Source organism: Paenibacillus xanthanilyticus, from assembly GCF_042682185.1.
Classification (GTDB): Bacteria; Bacillota; Bacilli; order Paenibacillales; family Paenibacillaceae; genus Paenibacillus_Z; species Paenibacillus_Z xanthanilyticus.
The window spans coordinates 683,467-701,524 of sequence record NZ_JBHUHA010000001.1; the positions used below are offsets into that span (position 1 = coordinate 683,467).

An 18,058-nucleotide genomic window follows, 5' to 3' on the forward strand; every position below is an offset into this window, starting at 1 on the left:
CATTGCCTTGTAGGAGGACTGTCATGGCAACCATTTATCGCAATCAGCGAGGGAAAGATACGCTGCTAAGAAGTTATGAGCGATATCTATCGCTGCTCCCGGTGCACGTTAAGCGGACTTATGTGAAGACGCGTTTTGGAACCACGCATGTGCTGGAATCGGGATCTCCCGAGGCGAAGCCGATCATCGTGCTGCAAGGCGGCAACTGCATCAATCCCATGACGTTGAATTGGTTTGCGCCTCTGCTGGAGAGGTACCATATCATCGCACCAGACACAAGAACGCGATCTATAAGGTCTGTGAGGTTCAAGTGGTGTATTACAAAAGTCCTGGTGAATAAATGATGAGACCGTAAATCGGGTATTGACCTGGAGTCGTCTCCAGCCAATAGAATAAAAATATACAGAAGCAGGGAGGAGTGATAAACCGATGTATTCGATCGGGCAAGCGGCGGAGTTGACGGGTTTCAGTATCGATACGCTCAGGTATTACGAGAAAATCGGCTTGACCAAGCCGCCAATGAGAAAGCCAGGGGGGCTGAGGTCGTATAGTGAGGACGACGTGCGGCTGCTTTCTTCTTTGCACTGTCTCAAAAGGACGGGGTTATCACTAGGAGAAATGAAGACGTTTCTGCAGGAAGGACGCTGCTTCGCGAATCCTATTTTCCCACTAAGCGACGACGATAAGGCGGCCATCGCAGACCGAAAACAAATTCTTTCAGAACATCTGGCCAGAATGGAAGCGCAGTACTTAGCGCTAGCGAACGTGATCGGACAGACGAGAGAGAAGCTGGATTTCTACACTAAGATATTGGAAAAGGAGGCCGCGATGGAATGAAGATCGCTTCGATTGGTTCGGGGAATATGGGCGGAACACTAGGTAAAAGATGGGCAGCTCTTGGGCATCGCGTAATGTTCGGCTCGCGGAACCCATATAGCGAGAAGATAAGGCTCTTGTTGCAGGATGCAGGTGCGAATGCGCAGGCCGGAACGATCAAGGAAGCGGTAGCGTTCGGTGAGATAATCCTGCTAGCCGTGCTGCCCGATGATGTGGAGCACGTCCTGACCGAGGCGGGGGATCTGGATGGAAAGATCCTCATCAATTGCACCAACCGATACGACGGCAAGTCCGCTGATGCGGGGGTCCGGCGTCTGGCTCAGAATGCGCGCGTCGTCCGCGCTTTTCACACGCTGCCTTGGGAAGTGCTTGCGAACCCGCAGTATGAAGCGGGCACAGCCACGGCATTCTTGAGTGGGGATGACCCCGAAGCTGTAGCCGCTGTTTCCAAGCTGACAACCCAGTTGGGACTAGATCCGGTAGATGTCGGTGGTCCTGACGGTATGGCGAAGGTGGAGACTGCGATCGGGACGATTTGGGGAGTGCTGGCTCCCAAGTTCGGGCGGGAATATAGCCTTAGCGTGCTCAGGCGTTAAGGCCATGAAGCTATTCCTCCCAACAGCATAATCTACTATTTTCACCAACACTTTCTCTTTCCTGCTATAATAAGAGACTGATTTGAACAACATTGTTTATCGCGTTTACTGACCCTTATGCCAAAACAGTCCCAGCACCTCAGCCGCCGCAGCAGCCGCTGGAGATTGTAGTTACACTTGACGGTAGACCCATGTATCTCACCAAGGCGCCACTGCTGAGTCAGGGATCTATCTTTGTGCCGATGCGTGAGTTGTTCAGCCGGTTGGGAGCCGATGTTTCATTTGACACCAAGAAGAAGCTCGTCATTGCTCAGAAAGGCAATACGAAGATAATGTACCGTTTGGGTGATGCACATGCGACCATCAACGGGAAACAGGTTCGCATGGAGGCTGGATACCGTACACTGAACAGTCAAGTATATATGCCGCTTCGATTTGTAAGTGAGGTTTTCGGCTATAAGGTCGTTTATGACGGCTCGTTATTTGTCGTCAAGATTACAACATGGTAGATGAAGAGCCCGGGCCGAGCGCCGGGCTTTTTTTTGAGCGAGATGAATCCTTCAAATTGAAGGGAGTGCAGGTATTCTTAAAGCGGCCACCTTTGCTCAACGAAATAATAGGAGGTCAAGAGGATCGCACAACACAAAACAAGATAATAACCTAACCTTATTTTCAACTTTCTGTACACGTAACGGTTGCCAAAATACAAGCTAGAAAAAAACCAACCTAATAAAAGCAGGGTCAACAGGAGAACAATGATAAAAACACTTTCATCACCACGAATATCTGCTCCATCTTCGTAGCCCAAAAAGCTAGAAATAAAATATAGACAGGTGGCGGTGATCTTCACAATGATGGGGATGGTAAACGTTAGAGCCACATTTAGCGTGATTCCAATTAAAGCATAAGGAAACTTCATTTTTTAAGGATTTCCTCCCCGTTAAGAAAATCGGTTATTATCCAAGAGACAGTGCGAACGACTATGTGTCTATAGATCTATTATAAGGATTCCCCGCTTCATATGAAGCGAGGCTTTTTGGTGAAATAGTGAGGCCTGGCGATCGGGGCGCCGAGAGTGTACTTTACTGATCCGGTATCAGCGGTTGCCCTTTGGACTGGCGATCCGTAGCGTGTATGTTCGCATGATGGGCGAATGCCTATGGTATAATTTACATAGTTTTACATTTGGGAATCCGAAGGAGCGAGCAGTTTGCTGGTCGGAAGCAATTATTTATCTTTATGTGAAGAGTCGGAGGCCAATAGAGAGCGGTATCGCGAGGAAGCGGAGCGGCATGTCGCGACGCGGGAATATACGACGTACAAACGATACGATCTGACGCCTTATGATTTCGAGCGGAAGCGAGAGCCGCGCGACATGCGGGTTACGCATCCTAAGGGAGCGACGGCATACGACTTCGAGTATAAACAGTTAATCGATCTGTTCCTGGAAAATCCGGACCGAACGATTCGGGATGACCTTCATGCGCATGGAGCGGTGCAATGGAGCGCCGGTCTGTCTCATAGATGAGAGCATTATTCTGTCCAGTGCCGAGGAGGAGCGGCTTAAGCACAGCTTTACGATCCGATACGTCTCCCCCTCGGAGACAGACTTAACCAAGTTCAAGCAATGCGACGCTTTTCTCGTTCACAGCTATTTCCCGCATGCGCTATTGGCGGCTTTGCAGAGATGCAAGTATATCGGGGTGAGAGCCCACAATGCGGACTATGTGCCTGTACATGTTTTGCCGGATCCTTTGACCGTCATTGCGAACATCCCGCCAGTGGCGCAGCAATCGGTAGCCGAGCATGTGCTCGCCATGATGTTCTACCTGAGCAAACAGTTGGGACTAGCACGGGATCATACACTAGCCGGGCAGTGGAGAAATGAACTGAAGCCAGGTATGGAACTGTATGGACGGAAGCTTGGCATAATCGGGAACGGCGAGATCGGACAAGCGGTGGCACGACTCGGTACGATGCTTGGTATGGACGTGCTGGCGGCGGATAAGCAGGGAAGGACGACACCTGGAGGATATCCGCTTGAACAGGTGTTACGAGAAGCGGATATTATTTCCTTGCATCTACCTGCAAGGCAGGAGAATGCCAACTTTATCGATAGGCAGCGGATACAGATGATGAAGAAGGGCGCGGTATTAATTAATACCGCGCGCGGTTCCATACTGGATTACGATGCCTTGGAGGAAGCCATGCTATCGGGACATCTGAGAGGAGTTGGCCTGGATGTCTATCCCACGGAACCTCTACGAACTCCGCTGGCCCGTTTTCTGTCGCTGCCTAACGTGATCTGCACGCCACATACCGCTTACTATACAGATCGAACGATGGAACGGATGAACCGACATCTGATCGACAGAGCAATTCACTATTTCGATAGTCTAATTGACGGATAGGGTGTTTTTCAAACCTTCATAACATCGTCCTTAGACACCTGCTGAGTGTTGCCGTAAGCGGGGGATTAACCCTGCTTATGGTGGTTTTCCTTGAATTTATGCTGGCGCTGTATACGGATGACCCGCAAGTCATTCAAAATGGCGAACATTTTTTAAGATTGGAATCAGTTTCGTTGTGACCGCAATCACCTTTATCTATGCTTCAATTCTCTGAAGCATAAAGCGTGTCAAACTCCCGTGGTATGCTAGCGCCTGTGCGCTTTTACTCAATACAGGTTTGAACTATGTGCTGATTTCAGGGGAATTGGGTTTCCCTGCGATGGGGGTTACGGGGGCATCGTTTATTCTCCCTAAATTTGTAGGGGATCTATGTAAATAAAACACACTTGTCCATTGAACTTACTGGGAACGATAGCTTAGAGCCACATAGCGGCTTTCCATCGCGGCAGCTGCTCTTTCTTGCTATTTTCCTGGATGAGTTGGATACACCGAGCAATTTGTTCTACCCCTTGCGTGATCAGGTTTTCCTCCACTTGAGAAACACTCAAACGAAGCATATTTTCCTTTCTGTATTCGGGTAAAAACATCCTTGTTGAATCATCTACAAAGATATTCTCTTGTAACAATAAATGAACGAGTTGTTTAGCCTTTATCCGTTCAGGAAGAAATACGGTTAAAAAAAATCCTGAAGTAGGTTTTGAATAGAAAGTATCAGGAGGTAAATATTGCTGGCATGCCTCTTGAAGGAACTGCATTTTTCTTTGATATCGTTCTCTAATTTTTTTGATATGCGCATTGAACATACCGTTTTTCAAGTAAATTTCCAATGCTCCTTGAGAAAGAGCCGAGCTATTGAAATCTGCACTAAATTTGTATCTCAAAAAGGTGTTAACCATTAAAGGAGGCAATACCGCTACTCCAAGTCTTAATCCCGGAAGCATGATTTTGGAGAAGCTCTTCATATATATGACTCTGCCGGAAGGATCATAAGCGAACATTGGATCAGATTTCGGATTCGGATCAAGTGAACCCAAGTAATCATCTTCAACGATGTAAACATCGTATTTTTGTGCTAGCTCTACAATTCTCTTCTTTTGTTCGTTTGTATAGCTGTATCCGAGCGGATTATGAAACCTTGGTACAGTATAAAAAAATTTGATTTGATTGTTTCGGAATATAAATTCTAAACGGTTCAAATCAATTCCATCTCTTGTACGATCAATTCCGAAGGCAGTTTTATTATGAAGTTGAACGGAATCGATAAGACCAAAATAGGTAGGTTGTTCTAGTAAAATATTATCTTTTCCATTTGGAAATGGCATGGACACTAACAGATTAAGAGCTTGTTGGGATCCCGATACCATAAACAATCGCTCCGGAACAGTGAATACCTGCAAGTCCTGTAGATGTTTAACGAGTTGGAGGCGAAGGGAGTAGAACCCCTGTTGATCCGAGTAATTAAACAGTTCATCTTTGTACATGTCGATAGCTTGGTTTAAACAATGCTGGAAGTCTAGGTAAGGCATTGCTTCTTTATCCGGACCAGCAGACAAAAAATCAATCTTCTTGTTCATGATATCGGAATGAGACGATTGAGATTCATTTACGACATAATATCCACTTTTAGGAACAGAATAAATCAGATGTTCTTTTTCTAATTCGTTTAAAGCTCGTATGATCGTATTTTTACTACAACTAAAGCGTTCGGACAATTGCCGAATCGAAGAGAGTTTATTCCCTGCTCTGAGCTGTCCGCTTGTCATTTGCCCCTTAATTACATCCATGATTTGTAAGTACTTTGTATTCATTAGAGAAAGACCTCTTTTCTGTACCTGTACAGATGAATATAATCACCATATATTTACTTCTTAAGTGTAAGTATACTCTAAGTGTACGGATATAGATGTATAAAACAAGGAGGTACAAATATGGAATGGCACAAGGATAGGTATATAATTAGTTGCGGTTTCGAAAGAATGGATACCGATGCTGTATATGAGCTGCTGTCGAATAGTTACTGGGCTTCAGAGCGACCCAAGCATGTTATCGTTCAAAGTATGCGCAATTCTTTATGTTTTGGTTTGTTTGAATATGGGAAACAGATCGGTTTTGCAAGAGTTATTACGGATCACGTCGTTTTCGCTTGGGTTTGTGATGTCATTATTGATCCTGATTTTCGTGGAAAAGGACTTGGTAAATGGCTGTTGAATTGTATAGTTGAACATCCGGATTTGCAAGTGAAGACAACGGGACTTTTCACAAAAGATGCTCACACATTTTATGAGCAGTATAATTTCAAATCTGTGGATACCATGCAACGGGTCGTTCATGAACCTAAGTGTTGGGAACATTTTAAGCCCTGTTAACGCATTGAGTTCTAAGTAGGAACGTTAGTTCAAAGCCACCCAGGAGCAGTTTGCCGCCGCGCAGCTGCTTCTTGTGTCGTTGAGCTATCGGGAGGATGTCAGCATGGGGTGTCCTACTAGCATATATTGGGAGGAAGAGAATATGAGTAGAATGAAAGAGTTTCAAGGGCTACACGAATCGAATGATTTGCTGGTGCTTGGGAACGCATGGGATTTACCCTCGGCACATGTTCTCGAAAAGGCAGGTTTCAAAGCGATCGGGACAACGAGCTGGGGGATAGCCACTAGCTTGGGGTATTCGGACGGGGAAGCGATTGACTTCGAATTACAGCTTGCCGTGATTCAACGAATTGTTAATCATGTACAAGTCCCCGTCTCAGCTGATATTGAGTCCGGCTATGGACCTAACGATGAGGTAATTGTCAGCAACGTCTTGAAGGTCGCGAATATCGGAGCAGTGGGAATCAATATAGAGGACTCGTTGAAAGCTTCTAGGGGACTGAAACCACTATCGGAACAATGCGGTCTTCTTGCCAAAATAAGAAGCGCTCTAGATAATAGCGGTTTTGGGGACTTTTTTATTAACGCAAGGACCGACCCCTATCTTCTCCATCATCTAGATCCGCTTAACGAGACCATGACCCGATCAAAACATTATGTAGAGAGCGGTGCATCCGGGATCTTCGTACCCGGACTAAAGAATTGGGAAGAAATTAGAATGATTGCTTCCTCCGCGTCTGCACCGCTCAATGTCATGGCACTTCCTGACCTTACGGATTGCGAAAAGTTAAAGGAACTGGGAGTTCGACGGTTAAGCTTAGGTGGATCGTTGTATCGTAAAATGACTGCGTTACTTGAGCAATGTGCAGTAGAAATGCTTGATTCTCATGATGCCGCAATCTTATTTAAATGAAACAATACTGTGATTATCTGGACGGTAATACTGACTTTTTCCAAGGAGAGGAATTACAATGAACAATTACTTGTTTAAACAATTGAGATTTGTTCGAGACAGTACAATAAAACAGGTTAAAGAGATGAGCGAGGAAGAAGCACGCACTGTACCTCGAGGATTTAACAACAATATTCTGTGGAACCTTGGGCACATTCTTCTTGTTCATGAAAAGTTCTCTTTTGCGCTAGCGAACGAAAAAATGGAGTTGCCTAAGCACTTTGCAGAAGTGTTTGCTCCAGGTACTATGCCGAAGCACTGGGGAACGCAAGTACCTGGCTTGAATGAAATTCTGCTATTGCTATCTATGCAAATCGAACGGACTGGTCAAACCTTGGAACACCGTCTAGAAGAAAAACTCGAGGAACCATTTGTTACCTCGGCTGGTCTTGAATTGTTGGCAGTTAAGGAATGCCTCAGTTTTTGCATATATCATGAAGGCATGCATTTTGCAGCAATTAAAGCCATAAAGCAGCAGTTATAGTAGTAGAGCAAGATTGAACTATCGGAGAACGTTAGTTCAACCAAGGAGTAGTTTGCCGCGGCAGCTACTCCTTTTGATGTTGAGCTATCGGGCGGACTGCGCAGTAGGGGACCGTAGGACAGAGATCGTGGAGTTTACGGAAAATCTATTGGCCAGAGCTTGTAAAAGATCGGTTTAAGAAGTTAGGGGGTGGTGGCCATTCCACAGTTGGAAGGCAAGCATGGGGATAAGGCGGCGCCCAAAAGAAGAGGGCAGACGCCATGGATTATGAAGAACATCGCGGGCAGGATGCTTAAGAATACGATGTGTTGCAAGTGAACGAGGACAATCAGTTACCGGTCGGCGTCGGCCACGACCTGCGTACCGGCAATAAAATCATGGACGCTGCGTTTGTCGTCGCGGACGCCGACCATAATGGCCGAGATCATAAGCACGATGCCGAAGGTGACGGCATACAGGATATTCGAGACGACGGTGCGCAGCAGCATCGTCCCGATCCCGAGCGGCTGGCCGCTCACGCGGATGATGCGGGCGCCGATCGCTTTCTTGCCGAGGGTGCGGCCGCCCCAGAGCAGCGGCAGGAAGATCATGTATAGGTAACTAAGCGCGTCAACAGAGTAGGACCAAGCCTTGTTGCCGTTCCATTCGCCGAAAATAAGCAGTCCAATGAACCCGAACGGAATGAAGAAAATCAAGCCGTCCATGAGCACCCCACCGAGCCGGGCCCAGAAACCGACCGGTATGGCATACATATGGTCCATGTTTCTCTCGTTATCAAAGCTGTCTTCACGCAAGATGCACTCACGCTCCTTATGGTCATTCCAGTAGGATTCCGACCCTCGCGGAGCAGCCCCATCCATCACTATCCTATTCCGATACCTTCGAAATCTGTGACTGCACTAGTCTTTATTTTCCGTGAAACTAGGATCAGGACCGTATTTAGCGGCTCGGCCCTTCGGTTCCTCCCAGTCCTCTTGTCGGCCAAGTGCCGTCTCATCGAGGAAATAGTAGGCTCCGCCAGACTGTTCGAGCCCACGGGCATAGACGGAATACGTGTGAAACACATCGTTCCCGACCCGCAGAAAACAGCTTCGTCCAGGTTGCTCAATGGACTCGCCCTCCCTGACGTGTAAAGGCTTGCCTAATTGCTCGAACTCCGCCTTGGTCCGGTAGTTGTATACGATCGGAGCAACCGACTCATCCAGCGTGACATGAAAATCATAGTTAAAGTCGCTGCCGTGCGAGGAGTACCACGGGAAGTCCCATCCCTTCCGGGTCTTGAAGGCGTCGAGCTTGGCCAGAGGGGCACGGGAAACCAGGACGAACGAAGTATCGCGAGCGTTCAGATGCTTTAGGAAGCCATCGGAAATTTCATCGGCTCCCGCCGTGCAGCCCGGACAGCCTTTCTCCCAGCCCGGATCGAACATGAAGTGGACGACTATAAGCTGAGAACGGCCGTCGAACAAGTCAAGCAGACTGACTTTGCCCTCCGGACCCTCGAAGACGTATTCTTTCTCGATCTTGACCATGGGCAACCGGCGTCGCTCAGCGTTCAAGGCATCCCTTGCCCGCATCGCTTCTTTCTCCTTTTTAAGCAGCTCCTTGCGCGCAGCAAGCCATTCGTCGCGAGTCACAACTTGGGGATATTGGCCAATGTCTTGATTCGTTGTCATCATAATCAGCCCCTTTCCTTTGGTAACTCGAATGTATCACATCCGCCTGCCATGGATTTCTTTTAGATTGCTAAAAGAGAGGGATTCTTTACCCGGCGGGCGTGCGGCTTGCACAACAACAGGCGATTGGCGAAGTGGAAGGTTCGTATATAAAACAAATGTAGGGTGACAAGAACATATATACTTAAAAGTCGTGTAGTTTTACTCCCCTAACACGAACCGTTATTCTCTATCTTCTCCAAGCATTCCGACCAAGTAATACATTTGCATTTAAGCCCACTGTCTAATATTTGTATCATAGAATTCAACTGCCTCTTTCGCTCTTCAAGTTGGGACCGCTTATGTTTTGCCATCTGCTCCCAGCGTTCCGAAAGCGAATCACCCGTTTCAAAGCCTTCCAGTAAAACAATGATTTCCTGAATGCTAAAGCCGGTTTGCTGCGCTATTTTTATAAAATTGATGCGATCAAGCAGGCGCTCGTCATACCGGCGTTGTCCGTTCTGACGTTCCGCAGCAGGAAGCAAACCAACCGATTCGTAATAACGCAGCGTCGATGCGTTTATTTCTGCCATTGCCGCGAGTTGACCAATGCTAATTCCAGCCATGATAACACCCCTTGACTTAAAGTGTGCTTTAAGTTTTATGATCAAAAGTATAACAAAACTTGGAAGGTGATGTAAATGAAGAAAGCCCTCGCTGGTCTTGGATTATTAGTCGCATGTGCCTTATGCTGCGCATTGCCGCTGTTTGGAGGCGCGGCAATCCTCGGGGCATCCTCTTTCTTTTTGAATCCACTTGTTGTTGTGGGATTTGCTCTTATCTTCGTCATAGCAGGAATCATGATGTATCAAAGACGCAAAGCAGCAGGATCAGCTTGCATGAAAACAGAATGTGGCTGCAATTCATGCGCTACAAAGTGAATGGTGAATAGAGGGAGCGAACATGAACAAAGAAACAATGAAACCAACCGTATACTGGATAAGCACCCTATTAGCTGCAGGGCTATTATTTTTCGGTGGCATCCTTTTCATCATGCAAGGAGAACATCAAGTAGAGGAAATGAAACATCTTGGGTATCCGATCTACATTTTACCGTTTCTCGGGATTGGAAGAATCCTAGGTTCTATCGCAATTGTCATACCGCGCTTTCCACGCCTGAAAGAATGGGCTTACGCAGGCCTTGTCTTTGACCTTATTGGTGCATCGGCATCACACGCCTACGCAGGCGACAGCCTTCTTGAAATTGCTTTCCCATTGGTCTTTCTTGGATTGATTATATTATCTTGGGTATTACGCCCACCGAGTCGTAAACTATGATGGACATTAAGAGTGAAGTTGCACTCAATCCTATTGCATTTTCGATTGGTCCTCTATCCGTCCAATGGTGGTAGAATAGAAGAAACGATTAGAAGGTTAGGAGTGGGGACATGGGGACGTTCCTTGCCAATATCCAGGTATTCAGTGAGGCAATGGATACATCGGAATTACTGAATAAACTGGAGCATGAAATAACACATAAATTAATTAATGGAATGTACGAGACAACGGAGGATTCAGAATCTGCGGACCGTTCCATTATTCTGCAGGTATCTTCGGACCGCTGGATTTCCATTTACGATCAAAAGCTGGACGAGCAGGACATAAACGCAATGGATGCGATCGGAACAACGATTACTCGCCTTGGTGTGCCGGCTGTAGGATCGCTTGTGCACGACAGCGACTTGCTAATGATGCGCCTATACCGAGATGGAGGAACGGCTGATACCATCGTCAACAACCTTGCTATCTTTAATGAAATGGTGGGGGGAGGTCGTCCGCGTAAACGGAATGGTTTGCCATCGAAATGGGCAGAGGTTTGCGCGCCCGGCATTGAACCCGTGCGCTTAAAAGAGATCTGGGAGAAGGAAACGGTTTTTGCCGACGAAGCGTTGGAGCGCGCCGCGGAGTTCTTGGCCATACCAGATGAAGCTGTTTTCCGAGGTTATAACGTTGATCCGGAAATCCAACAACGTACAGCTGAGGACGGAATGGTAAAGGTTCTTCATTTTCGCAGCATCCTTCGTCTAACTGAATCCATTGACATGTTAATACCCGAAGGGCCAAAACTGGATTTTGCGAGCTGGGACGCCCACGCGGTCAGTGATGTCGGGGTAAAGTCTAGGGTTACATGCGGTTTGATCAATAAAGGGCAAACGTTTACTGGACTCGACGTATTGGTGTGGGGGCCGGCGATCGAAGAGGGACTCATTGAGCTTGGAGCGGGAACAATGATTCGCATTTCACCTCATTTCAACGCGAGGGAAGATTTAAGCAGCGATCCACTTCAGCATCATTTCGAAGCCATCACGCCAGGAGAAGGGCCTCGTCAGCAGATCAGCGGATACCGATACCCGGATATCGCTTTCTCCGAAGGTTTCTTGCAAGGGCTGTATCCAGCGGACGCGATCCGGTTGGGTCTTTTTAATGAATGGATGGCGCAGACAACCCGTGCTGTCCATTCGTTCCAGCTTGCATTTACTGGGAGAGGTGTGGGCCACTCTTATCTCCACCTTGCCTTTGTTCCCATCGAACCTGCGGAAGGGCAGTTGAGCTGGCGGTTGCCGGTGTATATAGGTGTTGAACCCAATGAGATTTAACTGGAGAGGGCGGCTTTCATGATAACATTGGCGACGAAAAATCCAGCGAAAGCAAAGCTATGGCATCCAACAAAGAATGGGGACAAGACGCATTGGGAAGAGGGGGAGCATCATGAAAAAATTGATTTTACTTTTTCTCTTTTGTTTTTCAATTGTCGGATGTAGCCAAGGAGGGGGAAATGTGGATCAAGGGTCAAAACAATTAGCGGAATTTTATCAGGGGGATTTTGCTAAGATTGATCGTATCGACATTAGAAATGGAGCTACAGGCGAAACCAAAAGCTTTACAGATCGGGATAAAATTCAGCAATGGCTGGATAGCATACGTGTTGTCGAAGTACAAGTAGATTCAAACCAAGAAGCTAGAACAGGCTATGCTTATTCTGCTCAGTTTTTTGAAGGTGAACAACAAAAAATTGGTTTTACAACGAATCAAATTGGAAAAGTATATTTCGTTCCATCTGAACAACTAACAGACCAATTAAAATCTTTGTTCGAATCATAATGGCTTGAGCAACCTGACGATAATTATGCGAATTGTGACAAGAACTTGGGCACATTGCCGCGGCGATAGACATACGTACAAAATACGGAATTTGCACTTTTTGCAAGTTACGAGTTCCATAGGCAGTAACTTAGCATGACGAAATGTAAGTTGGCAAGAATTTTCATGACAGAAATTGGTGTACGAAAATGCGTTCGGCGATTCGGATTTGCCTGGCACGTCGCGGCCCCGGAGGAGCTCGACTGGCAGTCCGATGAGCCGTGAATGGACCGAAAAAAGTATCGATTTTCGGCATGAACCCCCTCGTTCTAACAGGGGGGTACAAAATACCGCACGAAGTGGCTCAAACCCTTGGTGCGTCTGCGTTTGACTGCTGTTGCTTTTTTCATCATGCTGAACATTTTTTTGCCTTGGTATATATAACGAAATCACTGTCACTTTGCGGACTGAACTTCGTTGCTTCGAAACGCCTAGGTACGGGAAACGTAACAGGGCGTTGGGCTGTGGCAGGCAACGTTCGGTATGTACGGCAAATTCCGCGTATCGGCCTACAATTCCCAGTCCGTTGCGAGCGATCGTATAGGTTGAAATCATCAGCATGAGGGTGATCAGGAAAGCCGGTGTTTCCAGGAGCAGCCTTCTTCGCGCTCCGCTGTGGACGATGACCAAGCGTCCGCTTAGCGCATACGTCAAAACAAGCGCTTCTTGTCCTCCGTTATCCTTTATCGGAAGCATGCGAATATTCATAGCTGGCGTCTCCGTGAATATTTGCTGCAGCAGCTGAAGGTTCTCTTCCAGAACGACTAACACAGGTTCAGATGGTACGACGAATGAAGCCATCCGGTTATTTGCTGGATGCGAAAAAGGTTTTCGGCGTAGCCATGACCGTAGGTTCATCTCTCTCACCTCAGCACGAAATTATTTCCAATTCTAAGGCGAGGTATGCGGTGTAAGTGACACTCGCTTAGCCAGGATGTAAGAGTCAATTAACTACGACAAGTATTGTCATAGTTCGGTGATATGTTGGGATTGAAAATAATCCAAACGAATCGGAGGACTATGTATGATAAGCGATACCATAAGGAAAGTGCCGTTAATTGCTTGCCTATTCATGACGATCTTCATTGTATCGATGGAGGGTACGATCGTGAGCACCGCGATGCCGAAGATTGTTAGCGACCTCGGCAGCCTGGAGATGATGAGCTGGGTTTTCTCGATCTATTTGCTGGCCACGGTGGTAAGTACGCCCGTCTTCGGCAAGCTTATCGATCTGTATGGACGCAAGCGTATCTTCGTCATCGGGCTTGTCCTGTTCGTAGCAGCCTCGGCAGCGTCCGGAGCTGCGCAATCGATGCTTCAGCTCATCTTGTTCCGGGCATTCCAAGGCTTCGGGGCCGGCGCTTTGTTTCCAGCGGCGATGACGATAGTAGGTGCGGTCTTCCAGGAGCAGGAGCGCGCCAAGCTGCAAGCCGGCTTCAGCGCGGTAGGTGCAATTGCGGGGCTGACTGCGCCTTTCCTCGGCGGTGTCATTGTGGATTACTTCACATGGCAATGGATATTTCTCGTGAACGTGCCAATCGGTTTCCTATGCTATGTGCTGCTTCAGACGTCGTATAACGAGAAGGTCAAGCGGTCAGCAGTCTCGATCGACATCGCAGGCGGCGTTCTATTCATTATTGCGTCGGGCTCGCTGCTCTTATCCTTATCCCTCAAGTCGTTCCCGCTGCTCTGTGCGTCGATTGCGGCTTTCGGCGCCTTCATATGGGTGGAGCGACGCTCGAAGGATGCGCTCGTGCCCCCGAGTCTATTCACCAGCAGGGTGATGTCCTTTTGTTACACGGCAGCGTTCCTGCTCAGCACGTTGTATATCGGGTTGAACGTCTATGTGCCGTTCTGGATGCAAGGTGTTGTCGGAACGAACGCAACAATGGCCGGGCTTGCGCTAGCGCCAATGTCCGTGATGTGGACGGCAGGCTCTTATTGGTGCAGTGTGCTGCTTGCTAAGAAGGGCCGCAAGATGGTCATGCTTCTAGGGATGGTCTTCATCACAGCAGCGGTATCGGTTCTGGCAGGATATGGCGACACGATCACGCACTGGGGCATGCTGCTCGTTGCGGCTGCCGTGGGTCTTGGGATGGGGCTTACAGCCACGACGTTCATCGTGACGATTCAGTCAGAGGCGAACCCAGCTCAATTAGGCGCCGCCACATCAGCCTTAACGTTCTTGAATTACCTAGCGCAGAGTATCGGGATCTCGCTCTTCGGGCTAATCTTCAACCACCATGCGGTTCAAGGGATGAGCTCGCTTCGGGAGCAAGGCATTGACGTCACGGACGTGAATGAGCTGCTGCAGGTGTTGGAAGCAAAGGATGTGTCGGCCAGCGTGCTTGCGGCTACCCAGCATGTCATGAGCTCCAGCATCAGCCCTATCTTCTTGTATATTCTAGGGTTCGTTATTGCCGCCGGCGTTCTGCTGCTCGCCTTCCCGAGCGGCGGCCGCATTTCCGCTAAGGAACAGGGGGGAGGAGCAGAATGAACAATCAGGAATATATCCAACTGATAGGCGTATCCGAACGAAACCTCAAGCATGTCGACGTCGCGATTCCGAAACGACAGCTGACCGTTGTTACAGGCGTATCCGGATCTGGCAAGTCGACGCTGCTGTTCGACGTCCTGTGCAAGGAGTCCGAGCGCCAGCATCTTCTGTCCATAGGCAGAATAGCAGAGCATGTACAGCGACCTCAATTCAAGCAGGCGATGCAGCTCTCGCCTGTTGTCTCTGTCTCGCAGCGGCGAACCAATGACCATCCTCGTTCAACGGTAGGGACATTCACCGAGATCTATACGCATCTTCGGCTGCTCTTCCTCACTGCTGGGCTCCGCCGGTGCGATAGGTGCGGAACGGACGTCCCGATAAGTGAGGCGAACACGGCTGCAGCTTGCCCTGACTGCTCCACTGCTCTTCCGCCGCTGACGTTAGCACATTTATCCTTTAATACACCGCTCGGCGCATGCGAAGTATGCCGGGGGCTCGGCGAAGAGCTCGTGCCGGACCCGGAGAAGCTACTCGACCTCGATGCCTCGATCACCGGCGGGGGGATGTTAGCCTGGAAGAAGGGCGTGGGGCGGTTCTTCGAAATCGCGCTCACGCAGGCTGCCCGATATTACGGGCTCCCTTTCTCCTCGGAAGACATGCATAAGCCGATTGGCGAGCTGCCGGATAAGGTTCGCCAGCTATTGCTTTATGGCACCGATGATGAGCGCATACGCTGCCTACGACCAGCGCTTGATCCGCCTAAGACTGCGGAGGCGGGGCGGTTCGAGGGCGCAGTACCTGCTGTCAGACGCCGGTTCTTCGACAATCCGGACCATGCCACGGGCGAGTCGTCCGACTTAAGGCCGCTAATGAAGCGGCGTGTCTGCGCTTCCTGCCTGGGATCGCGGCTAAATGCCGCCGCACGCGGAATAACGATTGACGGGGCTTCAATCGCGGATATCTCCGGGCTGTCGCTTGAAGCATTGCTTGTGCGGCTAACTACATGGGAGGAGGTCTTCACAAGCAATTCCTCGACGGCAGCGGTGAAGGTAGTCATGCTTGAGCTTCGAGAACGGATAGACAGCTTGAAGGACGTCGGCTTGTCATATTTGACCTTGGACAGGCCGATGTCCAGTTTGTCTGGCGGTGAGTCCCAGCGTGTGCGCTTGGCGTCCTCCTTGCATTCACATCTAACAGATCTTGTATTCGTATATGACGAGCCCTCCTCTGGACTGCACCCGAAGGACACCGACAAGCTGTTTCATTCGCTGCTGCGCCAGCGGGACCGGGGGAATACGGTTATTGTCGTGGAGCATAATTTCGACATCGTCCAATTAGCCGATTACGTCATAGAGGTCGGGCCCGCATCCGGGGCACTTGGCGGCCGCATCGTTGTTCAAGGCAGCTTGGATGATGTCATGCGGAGTGGGGATTCAATTACACGACGCTATCTGGATCCAATGGCAGGGCGACCTGGCAGAAGCGATCGAGCTCTATGCCGGGAAGGTGGACGATTGCAGCTGACCGGCGCATCGGAGCGGAATTTGAAGGGTATTAATGTAGAATTCCCGCTTGGCTGTCTGACCGCGGTAGCAGGCGTATCAGGCTCAGGCAAAACTTCGCTGCTGTTTCAATCTTTGCTTCCGGCGCTTCGGGAGGGCAGTGGTCTGCAAGGGTCTTCGGCTATCGAACGAGTCGTCATGGTCGACCAGAATGATATGGGCCGCAGCTCACGATCGAATGCCGCGACTTATACCGGCGTCTTCGATGATATCCGCGAAGCGTTCGCGAAGGAGGCGCGAAAGGCGGGAGCCCCATTCAAGGCTTCCCACTTCTCCTTCAATGTGAAAGGAGGCCGCTGTGAGCGATGCCAAGGCCATGGCGTCATCAAGATGAATATGTTCTTCATGCCTGATGCTCTCGTACCCTGCGAGAGATGCAAGGGCAAGCGTTACGAGGAAGCCGTCCTGCGTGTAACGTATCGGGGATATTCCATCGCGGAGGTACTGGAAGCCAGTATTCAAGAAGCATCGGTTATCTTCGCCCAGGAGCCTAAGATCCAGCGTCGGCTCGAATGGCTGCTTCGCATAGGGCTTGGCTATCTGCCTCTGGGCCAGCCAGCCAGCACGCTGTCTGGCGGCGAAGCGCGGCGTATTCAATTGGCCAAAGAGCTGCAGAGCGCTGATGGCCGCCACAGTCTATTCGTGTTAGATGAGCCGTCGACAGGATTGCATCCGCAAGATACGCAGCAGCTGGGCGATGCTCTGGACGAGCTTGTTCGCCGCGGACATACGGTCATTATCATCGAGCACAAGCCCATGCTAATTCGGCGGGCAGATTGGATCATCGAGCTGGGGCCGGTTGGCGGCGATCAAGGCGGGCACCTGCTGAGCCAAGGCACCGTCTCTCAAGTGCGAAGCAACCCCGCTTCGCAAATCGGCAGCTTTCTTTAATCCAGGCAATGGCAGTATGTTACAATATACGGGATGGATTATGGATTCGGAGTAGGTGGGGCACTTGAATCATCGACGGCTGGCAATCATGAGTGTATTAGACTCGCGGAAGAAATTCACCGCCCGGGAGTTGACGGAACGCTTTGACGTATCGGTGCGGACCATCCAGCGTGACTTGGATTACCTGCAGGGCATGGCGTTCCTTTGTATGCGGAGGTTGGTACGAACGGCGTCTGAAAAATTACCTTAATCAAACCGGGGCATTTATCCAAGAAGGATCAATGCTCTTTTTTTAGCTAAAGGGTCGCGCTGCTCAATTTCCTTTACAAAATACTATGTAATCTACATTTACTATTTCGACAGGAAATGCTAGTGCTGGTGCGGGTTGTGACACAATATATTCGACAGGGCTTTTTGTCTTATAATAGATCTGTGGTTGTGAAGTTTCAGAAACAGATTGACATTTGTCGGATGACAAGAACACATGTACAATCGAACCCGCATACCATGCGGCTTTTTTTATTTATGTACCCAAGTTCTTGTCATGCGTCGATGACAAGAACTTGGGTACATTGCCGAACGTGACAAGAACTTGGACACATTGCCGAG

Annotated in this window: 19 protein-coding genes and 1 pseudogene; 15 read left to right on the top strand and 5 right to left on the bottom strand. The window is 49.1% G+C overall.

Annotated elements, in window-relative coordinates; genetic code table 11:
* Positions 1-23: 23 nt before the first annotated feature.
* The 4 genes from ACFSKT_RS02780 (at position 24) to ACFSKT_RS02795 (ending at position 1,942) form a co-directional block, all read left to right on the top strand.
* The gene (locus ACFSKT_RS02780; protein ID WP_377720274.1) at positions 24-344 is read left to right on the top strand and encodes a hypothetical protein; all 321 of its coding nucleotides are present in this window, start codon (positions 24-26) and stop codon (positions 342-344) included.
* Positions 345-429: 85 nt separating this feature from the next.
* Positions 430-837 carry a MerR family transcriptional regulator gene (locus tag ACFSKT_RS02785; RefSeq protein WP_377720275.1) on the top strand — a complete coding sequence of 136 codons (408 nt, stop codon included), beginning with the start codon at positions 430-432 and terminating at the stop codon, positions 835-837.
* A complete protein-coding gene (locus ACFSKT_RS02790) occupies positions 834-1,433 on the top strand; it encodes an NADPH-dependent F420 reductase (protein WP_377720276.1) in 600 nt (199 codons plus the stop codon). Before ACFSKT_RS02785 ends, ACFSKT_RS02790 begins: the two co-directional genes overlap by 4 nt.
* 92 nt (positions 1,434-1,525) lie before the next feature.
* On the top strand, positions 1,526-1,942 hold the full coding sequence (locus ACFSKT_RS02795) for a copper amine oxidase N-terminal domain-containing protein (RefSeq protein WP_377720277.1): 417 nt from the start codon (positions 1,526-1,528) through the stop codon (positions 1,940-1,942).
* Between the two features lie 77 nt (positions 1,943-2,019).
* Here the strand turns inward: ACFSKT_RS02795 and ACFSKT_RS02800 are convergent, their stop codons facing one another.
* Positions 2,020-2,352, bottom strand: coding sequence for a hypothetical protein (locus ACFSKT_RS02800; RefSeq protein ID WP_377720278.1), 333 nt, complete (start codon positions 2,350-2,352; stop codon positions 2,020-2,022).
* Between the two features lie 291 nt (positions 2,353-2,643).
* On the opposite strand from ACFSKT_RS02800, the gene ACFSKT_RS02805 reads away from it, so the two are divergent.
* Positions 2,644-2,961, top strand: a complete 318-nt coding sequence (locus ACFSKT_RS02805; RefSeq protein WP_377720279.1) for a hypothetical protein — start codon at positions 2,644-2,646, stop codon at positions 2,959-2,961.
* Positions 2,915-3,844, top strand: a complete 930-nt coding sequence (locus ACFSKT_RS02810) for an NAD(P)-dependent oxidoreductase (protein WP_377720280.1) — start codon at positions 2,915-2,917, stop codon at positions 3,842-3,844. Before ACFSKT_RS02805 ends, ACFSKT_RS02810 begins: the two co-directional genes overlap by 47 nt.
* Positions 3,845-4,260: 416 nt before the next feature.
* Here ACFSKT_RS02810 and ACFSKT_RS02815 read toward each other — a convergent pair whose 3' ends face one another.
* Entirely contained in the window at positions 4,261-5,652 is a 1,392-nt protein-coding gene (locus tag ACFSKT_RS02815) for an aminotransferase-like domain-containing protein (protein ID WP_377720281.1), read from the bottom strand.
* A 120-nt stretch (positions 5,653-5,772) separates the two neighbouring features.
* Here ACFSKT_RS02815 and ACFSKT_RS02820 point away from each other — a divergent pair, with 120 nt between their 5' ends.
* From ACFSKT_RS02820 to ACFSKT_RS02830, 3 genes are all read left to right on the top strand, one after another.
* Positions 5,773-6,210: a GNAT family N-acetyltransferase gene (locus ACFSKT_RS02820; RefSeq protein ID WP_377720282.1), complete on the top strand. Its 438-nt coding sequence runs from the start codon at positions 5,773-5,775 to the stop codon at positions 6,208-6,210.
* A gap of 142 nt (positions 6,211-6,352) precedes the next feature.
* Entirely contained in the window at positions 6,353-7,123 is a 771-nt protein-coding gene (locus tag ACFSKT_RS02825; protein ID WP_377720283.1) for an isocitrate lyase/PEP mutase family protein, read from the top strand.
* Between the two features lie 58 nt (positions 7,124-7,181).
* The gene (locus ACFSKT_RS02830; RefSeq protein ID WP_377720284.1) at positions 7,182-7,646 is read left to right on the top strand and encodes a DinB family protein; all 465 of its coding nucleotides are present in this window, start codon (positions 7,182-7,184) and stop codon (positions 7,644-7,646) included.
* A 332-nt stretch (positions 7,647-7,978) separates the two neighbouring features.
* On the opposite strand, the gene ACFSKT_RS02835 is transcribed toward ACFSKT_RS02830, so the two are convergent.
* The 3 genes from ACFSKT_RS02835 to ACFSKT_RS02845 all read right to left on the bottom strand — a co-directional run bounded on the left by ACFSKT_RS02835 (position 7,979) and on the right by ACFSKT_RS02845 (position 9,924).
* Positions 7,979-8,407 (bottom strand): RDD family protein, encoded by a 429-nt coding sequence (locus ACFSKT_RS02835; RefSeq protein ID WP_377720285.1) that lies wholly within the window; start codon positions 8,405-8,407, stop codon positions 7,979-7,981.
* 138 nt (positions 8,408-8,545) lie between these two features.
* Entirely contained in the window at positions 8,546-9,319 is a 774-nt protein-coding gene (locus tag ACFSKT_RS02840; RefSeq protein ID WP_377720286.1) for a DUF899 domain-containing protein, read from the bottom strand.
* Between the two features lie 209 nt (positions 9,320-9,528).
* On the bottom strand, positions 9,529-9,924 hold the full coding sequence (locus ACFSKT_RS02845; protein WP_377720287.1) for a MerR family transcriptional regulator: 396 nt from the start codon (positions 9,922-9,924) through the stop codon (positions 9,529-9,531).
* A gap of 337 nt (positions 9,925-10,261) precedes the next feature.
* Between ACFSKT_RS02845 and ACFSKT_RS02850 the strand changes: the two genes are divergently transcribed.
* From ACFSKT_RS02850 to ACFSKT_RS02875, 6 genes and pseudogenes are all read left to right on the top strand, one after another.
* Complete coding sequence (locus tag ACFSKT_RS02850) at positions 10,262-10,636, top strand: DoxX family protein (RefSeq protein ID WP_377720288.1); 375 nt, start codon at positions 10,262-10,264, stop codon at positions 10,634-10,636.
* A 110-nt stretch (positions 10,637-10,746) separates the two neighbouring features.
* Positions 10,747-11,955 carry a hypothetical protein gene (locus ACFSKT_RS02855; protein ID WP_377720289.1) on the top strand — a complete coding sequence of 403 codons (1,209 nt, stop codon included), beginning with the start codon at positions 10,747-10,749 and terminating at the stop codon, positions 11,953-11,955.
* 112 nt (positions 11,956-12,067) lie between these two features.
* Positions 12,068-12,460: a hypothetical protein gene (locus tag ACFSKT_RS02860; RefSeq protein ID WP_377720290.1), complete on the top strand. Its 393-nt coding sequence runs from the start codon at positions 12,068-12,070 to the stop codon at positions 12,458-12,460.
* Between the two features lie 1,111 nt (positions 12,461-13,571).
* On the top strand, positions 13,572-14,996 hold the full coding sequence (locus ACFSKT_RS02865; RefSeq protein ID WP_377720635.1) for an MFS transporter: 1,425 nt from the start codon (positions 13,572-13,574) through the stop codon (positions 14,994-14,996).
* Positions 14,993-17,449, top strand: coding sequence for an excinuclease ABC subunit UvrA (locus ACFSKT_RS02870; protein ID WP_377720291.1), 2,457 nt, complete (start codon positions 14,993-14,995; stop codon positions 17,447-17,449). The genes ACFSKT_RS02865 and ACFSKT_RS02870 overlap by 4 nt, the downstream gene beginning before the upstream one ends.
* 64 nt (positions 17,450-17,513) lie before the next feature.
* Positions 17,514-17,680 (top strand): annotated as a pseudogene (locus ACFSKT_RS02875) (helix-turn-helix transcriptional regulator); the annotation flags it as partial.
* Between the last annotated feature and the right edge of the window lie 378 nt (positions 17,681-18,058).

Excerpts from the sequence above, each read along its gene's own strand:
- ACFSKT_RS02845 (WP_377720287.1), bottom strand. The coding sequence starts at position 9,924 with ATGGCTGGAATTAGCATTGGTCAACTCGCGGCAATGGCAGAAATAAAC.
- ACFSKT_RS02810 (WP_377720280.1), top strand. The coding sequence starts at position 2,915 with ATGCGCATGGAGCGGTGCAATGGAGCGCCGGTCTGTCTCATAGATGAG.
- ACFSKT_RS02860 (WP_377720290.1), top strand. The coding sequence starts at position 12,068 with ATGAAAAAATTGATTTTACTTTTTCTCTTTTGTTTTTCAATTGTCGGA.
- ACFSKT_RS02820 (WP_377720282.1), top strand. The coding sequence starts at position 5,773 with ATGGAATGGCACAAGGATAGGTATATAATTAGTTGCGGTTTCGAAAGA.
- ACFSKT_RS02790 (WP_377720276.1), top strand. The coding sequence starts at position 834 with ATGAAGATCGCTTCGATTGGTTCGGGGAATATGGGCGGAACACTAGGT.
- ACFSKT_RS02785 (WP_377720275.1), top strand. The coding sequence starts at position 430 with ATGTATTCGATCGGGCAAGCGGCGGAGTTGACGGGTTTCAGTATCGAT.
- ACFSKT_RS02800 (WP_377720278.1), bottom strand. The coding sequence starts at position 2,352 with ATGAAGTTTCCTTATGCTTTAATTGGAATCACGCTAAATGTGGCTCTA.
- ACFSKT_RS02825 (WP_377720283.1), top strand. The coding sequence starts at position 6,353 with ATGAGTAGAATGAAAGAGTTTCAAGGGCTACACGAATCGAATGATTTG.
- ACFSKT_RS02870 (WP_377720291.1), top strand. The coding sequence starts at position 14,993 with ATGAACAATCAGGAATATATCCAACTGATAGGCGTATCCGAACGAAAC.
- ACFSKT_RS02835 (WP_377720285.1), bottom strand. The coding sequence starts at position 8,407 with ATGGACCATATGTATGCCATACCGGTCGGTTTCTGGGCCCGGCTCGGT.
- ACFSKT_RS02840 (WP_377720286.1), bottom strand. The coding sequence starts at position 9,319 with ATGACAACGAATCAAGACATTGGCCAATATCCCCAAGTTGTGACTCGC.
- ACFSKT_RS02850 (WP_377720288.1), top strand. The coding sequence starts at position 10,262 with ATGAACAAAGAAACAATGAAACCAACCGTATACTGGATAAGCACCCTA.
- ACFSKT_RS02865 (WP_377720635.1), top strand. The coding sequence starts at position 13,572 with ATGACGATCTTCATTGTATCGATGGAGGGTACGATCGTGAGCACCGCG.
- ACFSKT_RS02815 (WP_377720281.1), bottom strand. The coding sequence starts at position 5,652 with ATGAATACAAAGTACTTACAAATCATGGATGTAATTAAGGGGCAAATG.
- ACFSKT_RS02855 (WP_377720289.1), top strand. The coding sequence starts at position 10,747 with ATGGGGACGTTCCTTGCCAATATCCAGGTATTCAGTGAGGCAATGGAT.
- ACFSKT_RS02780 (WP_377720274.1), top strand. The coding sequence starts at position 24 with ATGGCAACCATTTATCGCAATCAGCGAGGGAAAGATACGCTGCTAAGA.
- ACFSKT_RS02830 (WP_377720284.1), top strand. The coding sequence starts at position 7,182 with ATGAACAATTACTTGTTTAAACAATTGAGATTTGTTCGAGACAGTACA.